Source organism: Chimaeribacter californicus (assembly GCF_002858675.1).
GTDB classification, from domain to species: domain Bacteria; phylum Pseudomonadota; class Gammaproteobacteria; order Enterobacterales; family Enterobacteriaceae; genus Chimaeribacter; species Chimaeribacter californicus.
The window spans coordinates 1-4812 of sequence record NZ_PJZF01000039.1 but is presented as its reverse complement, the minus strand read 5'-3'; the positions used below and the strand labels follow the sequence as shown (position 1 = coordinate 4812).

Genomic DNA, 4812 nt, shown 5'->3' with positions numbered 1-4812 from the left:
ACGCAGATTACGGCGGATGGTGGCCGGTGTAACACCGCATTCTTCGGCCATAGTGGTGCGGGATTTGGTGATTTTGAAAGCTGAGGTGCTGGCTGCTTCTTTGCACACCTGGGAAAGGACAACACGCGCTGAACGAGCAAGGCAATTGTTTGAAATGGCGTCAATGGCACGACGTAAACCGTAGCCGTTTAACAGACCTACTTCCTTGAAAGATGCGGTTTTTTTTGGTATATTCATGACAGTTTTATAGATAGAGTTTTTCACAAGGCCACCTCCGGGTGGCCTTCCCTTTTTTTATTGGCCGGGCTTCGCAATTGCGCGAATAACCGCCATAAATCCTTGCTCGATCCCCGTTTTGCCAATGGCCAGCCAGCGGCCATAAATCTCAACGTCTCCGGCTTTTCCCTTCTCTTCCAGTCGGTCAATAAATGCCAAAACACTGGACTCAAGTGCCTTTCCCTCATTCATCAGCGCAATTTCTTCGGCCGACAATTCGCGGTGGCTTTTGATCAGGCGGTGCTGGTTTTCCATGCGGAATATCTCCAAAAAAAACGTCCAGATAGCTGATCGGTAGGTCGGTAGTGCGGCGGGGAGTTTAATCTTGGATCGCTGCGAGGATCAAGGGGCTAATTCTAAATAAATTCACCCGGCGGTGAGCCGGGCGAACATAAGATACTAATTTTTAGCCAAAGTGTGGCGTTTCGCTATTGAATGACACAACATGCCCTGCCAGCTTCTGCGGTTTTCGCTCTGACTGACTATGCATAATGGATGCATTTTCATTCAGTGGGAGCGTGCGAATTTCAGGGCGGGAAAGGGACTCGAACAGTGCAACAGCAACCGCTAAATCGTCCTCGGTTTGCATGTTCGCCAGCGCCGATCGATGACGTTCGGTCACGAACACCGGCAGCCGATCCAGCGCCTTCGCCAGCATGTTTTTCCGGTTCTCCAGCATGTTGCCCTGTTGGGACGTTTGGCCACGCAGGGACTCCAGCAGAGCGCGGGTTTCCTCAAGCTCACGCTCTTTGGCCAGCAGCTGACCGGTGGCGATAAGCGTGGTGGTTTCCAGCTCTTCAACGCGCATCAGGCTTTCGACCATGGCTTCGCGGTGACTCAGCAGATCATAATGCTCAATGATGCTGGTGGCAGAGTCACTGCTGAAGCCATGGCGTGCGAGAGATTCCAGCATGGCGGCGCTGCGGGAATCCGCGCTTTCATGCATGGCCGCCGGGTGATCTTTGCTGATGAAATTAGGCATGGTCACGTAATCGAACCCATAGAACGCCTTGGGGATAGACACGGCCGGGGAGTCTCGGCCGGTGGTCACCCATGACCATCCACCGGCGCGGGATTCCAGCATTGAAGCTACGATCTTACCGGTTGGCGTCTCGAAAATTTCCTCAGTGTGGGTAACCACACCCTCTTCATCAACAGAGAGTTCGATAGTGCGGTTTGAAGGCACGTTGTCCAGGACAACTGGCTTGCCCTCTACCATCACTACGGCCGTCTCCGGCAGCTCCATATTGCCGGTGATCTGGCGGCGGGTATGGCCGTAATAGCCGTAGAGTTCTCCCAGGCGCAGGCCTTCCTGGGTTTCCGGGCTGTTGATCATCGATTTCACCGCTTCCAGCATGTAGTTACGGTTGTTCTGTTTGCCCTGGCGCACTTTCTCGTACAGAGAAAAGCGGTCAGTGTGGGTAGTAAGTACCTTACGGCTCATGGTGTTACCTCTTGGTTTGTGAATGCACTGATCAGTGCGTCCTGTAATTCTTCGCGTGGAAGGGTGTTCATGATCGCGATCAAATCGCTATCACTGATCGCAGACGTTGGGGTGATGCCCAGGCTCTCCATCATGTTGTTGCCTTCAGTGCTTGGGGCGCTTTTGATCTCTTTCAGCAGCAGGGTCAGCCGCTCCTGCGGCACCTTCAGGATGTCGCCCATCACCAGCTGCTTAAACGTTTCTGATTTGGCCAGGGAAGGGTTATTGCAGATCGCATCGATGATAGTCACAAGCACGCTGGCATAGTTGGCGCGGCCATCCATTGCGGCGTTTTCTTCCTGCTCGATGCTGGTGGCCATTGAATTGAATTCGACCTCATACGGGCGCTGGCCAGGCGGGTAAACCTTGCCGTATTTGAACGCCAGGTGAATGTCACACATCCGGTAAATCAACTCTGTGGCACCGCCGCGCAGCCAGCTGGCGATCATGCCCGCCTGGATAGACGTGCGCAGGAACCCGCCTTCACCCAGCCCGCCGGACATCTGGTCAGCAAAGCCCAGCATGGTGTAGTCAATGCCCACGCTGGCGGCCAGCTGCTTGATGTGAAACATCACGTCCTCAATGGCGGTGATGTCTACCGGTATGCTCTGCGTGTCAATTTGCAGGGTACCTTTGCCATCGGCACCCATGATCGGCAGTAGGGTGTTGGTCACGGTCGGCGCAGTCTTGTGCCCGCGCGCGCGCTTCTCCACCTGGTCAGCGGAGCGCTTAAGCTGTTGGGAAAGGGTACGGCTGTACTCCGCCGCCCGCGCCGGATCCAGGGAGGACATTTGCACGCCGATCAGCCGGTCGATTTTGCTGGCGTTAAAGCGCGTGGCTTTTACTGACCGGATAGCAGTGCGGAGGTTGAGATATGGCTCATAAGCGTGCTCAAACAGGCTGGTCCCGTAATTTTGCGTCTCCACAGGTACGCGCTTTTCAGGGTCGGAGAGCAGGCTAAATTGCTCGGTGCCGGTGTACATCGGCATCTGGTTTTTGCGCGGCCGCCAGTAGGGAATACGCATAGGCACCATTTCCCAAGGCTTGGCAAACACCAGGGCACCATTGGCGTCCTTCAGGTAATCCCCGGTAAAGCCGGCCAGCTGGCCACCTACCTCATATTCCCGGATGAAATAGGGCAACGTGTAGTAATTGCACTCAAACCCGGTGATCCCTACTTTCGGTTTGGTGTGCGGCCGAACATATCCGGTACCGAACACCGCCATGATCGTTGCCCAGCCCGGCAGCTCCTGATTGATAGTGCGGCCGATGTCATTCATCAGCTCATCACACAGCGCCTGGGCAATGTTGAAATCCTTGTCTTCACTGTTCCCGATCGGCTTCAAACGAAATGACAGGTTCGTCGTCTTGTCGATGGAAAAGGCGTAGGAGATATGGATGTTGAGGGCTGCCGCCAACGTGGGGTAAGTCACCATCTCTTCCAGGAACGGATAGCGCATAAGCCGGTCTTCAGGCAGTACTGCTTCTTCCAGCACCTCACCGCCCGGGTTTACCAGGGTGTCAGTGAAATCTTTGCCCGCCGCCTCATTACCGAACAGCCCCGACCGTGAGTAAACAACACCGTTACCCCCGCTGCCAGTGGGTCCCAGTGCCAGCGGTACCCCCTTGTTGGACAAGCTGCCAGGCAACGCCGCTTCTAACGCCTTCCGAATGTTGTCATATGCAAATTTAGGCATCTGAGACACAACCTTAGATGTAAGAAAATTTAGAATTAGCCCGCAACCTAGCAAATGTTCACTTTGGAGAGGGCTTAATGCCGGAAAATTTGAAGAATAAAATCAGTGCAGCCATTCAGGGCTGCCGGTCGGTAGCGGAGATTGTGCAGATCATCCGGTCGCTGGCCACCAGCCGGGTGCCGGTGATTTTTGGCGTTAAAAAAGTAGCGGGGGTATCGATCGAGCGCAGCCGCAAAGAGGCAAACCAGAAAGCGCTGGATCTGCTGGCCAGCCTGCCGGATGGCGCAGCGCTGACAGACGAGCAGCGGCAGACCCTGGCGGGCTATACCGGTGAGGGCGGTATCGGCGGCTCAACCCATGAATATTATACCCCGCAGCATGTTGCTGAAGGGATGTGGGAGATCATGAAGCTCTACGGCGCGGAGGCCGGTAACACGTTGGAGCCGTCCGCGGGTGTTGGCGTGTTCAACGAAACCAAGCCCCGCGGCACGATCATGACTGCGACTGAAATCAGCCCGGTGTCAGGGCGCATCAACCAGCTGCTGCACCCGGAGGACGCCGTAAAGGTGGCACCGTTTGAGACGCTGGCCGCCAGTGCGCCTGATAACAGCTTTGATGGCTGTGTCGGTAACGTGCCGTTTGGCGATGCACGCGGCGATACCCTCAACCTGGACAAGGCATACTCCAAGGAAAAGGATATTGGACGCTATTTCATCCTGCGGCTGATCGACAAAATTAAGCCTGGCGGGATCGCGTGCATCATCGTGCCTTATGGCATGACCAGCGGCAGCCGCATGAAGAAACTGCGTGAGCAGGTATCGCGTAAGGCGGAGTTCCTGGGCGCGCACCGCCTGCCTTCCGGCACGTTTGAAGAGAACGGCACATCAACTGCGGTAGACGTGTGGGTCATCCAGAAACATCCGGAAGCCCTTTCCAGCCTGATCATGCAGGCCGATGCCAAGCTGCTGGCCAGCGCCAACGTGTTATGGCCAGAGTTCATCACCGGCAAATGGTTTGAGCAGGATGGAAAGCGTTTCGTGTATGGCGAAGTCTCTCAGGGCTTCCAGGGGCGGCTTATCATCAAAAACGACCAGATCACCCCTGGCGCGCTGAAAGAGAAGCTGATCCACAAATTTGAAAGTCGCATTGACTGGGACATGCTGAACATCGACGAGCCGCATGTTATGAAGGCGGTAGAGGGCGAGAAGCGCCAGATTAACGGTCAATGGTATGAATTCACTGGCGGCCAATGGGTGCTGGATGTCTCAGGCGCGCCGGTGCAGGTAGATTTGAGCCGCTATGGCGTGGCTGACCTGGATGAATTGAACCAGGTGACGGGCAACCCGGCTTCGCTCC

5 protein-coding genes are annotated in these 4812 nt (G+C 55.5%); 1 reads left to right on the top strand and 4 read right to left on the bottom strand.

Features of this window, described 5'->3' with window-relative positions; genetic code table 11:
* The 4 genes from CYR55_RS23415 to CYR55_RS22385 form a co-directional block, all read right to left on the bottom strand.
* Window positions 1-264, bottom strand: a 264-nt coding sequence (locus CYR55_RS23415; protein WP_146001025.1) for a hypothetical protein, incomplete at its 3' end; no start/stop codon positions are given.
* Between the two features lie 30 nt (window positions 265-294).
* Window positions 295-531: an Acb2/Tad1 domain-containing protein gene (locus CYR55_RS22395; RefSeq protein WP_101818526.1), complete on the bottom strand. Its 237-nt coding sequence runs from the start codon at window positions 529-531 to the stop codon at window positions 295-297.
* Between the two features lie 151 nt (window positions 532-682).
* Window positions 683-1720: a head processing protein gene (locus CYR55_RS22390; protein WP_101818525.1), complete on the bottom strand. Its 1038-nt coding sequence runs from the start codon at window positions 1718-1720 to the stop codon at window positions 683-685.
* On the bottom strand, window positions 1717-3456 hold the full coding sequence (locus CYR55_RS22385; RefSeq protein ID WP_175580829.1) for a phage portal protein: 1740 nt from the start codon (window positions 3454-3456) through the stop codon (window positions 1717-1719). Before CYR55_RS22385 ends, CYR55_RS22390 begins: the two co-directional genes overlap by 4 nt.
* A 143-nt stretch (window positions 3457-3599) precedes the next feature.
* Between CYR55_RS22385 and CYR55_RS22380 the strand changes: the two genes are divergently transcribed.
* Window positions 3600-4812, top strand: a 1213-nt coding sequence (locus tag CYR55_RS22380) for an N-6 DNA methylase (protein ID WP_241522211.1), incomplete at its 3' end; no start/stop codon positions are given.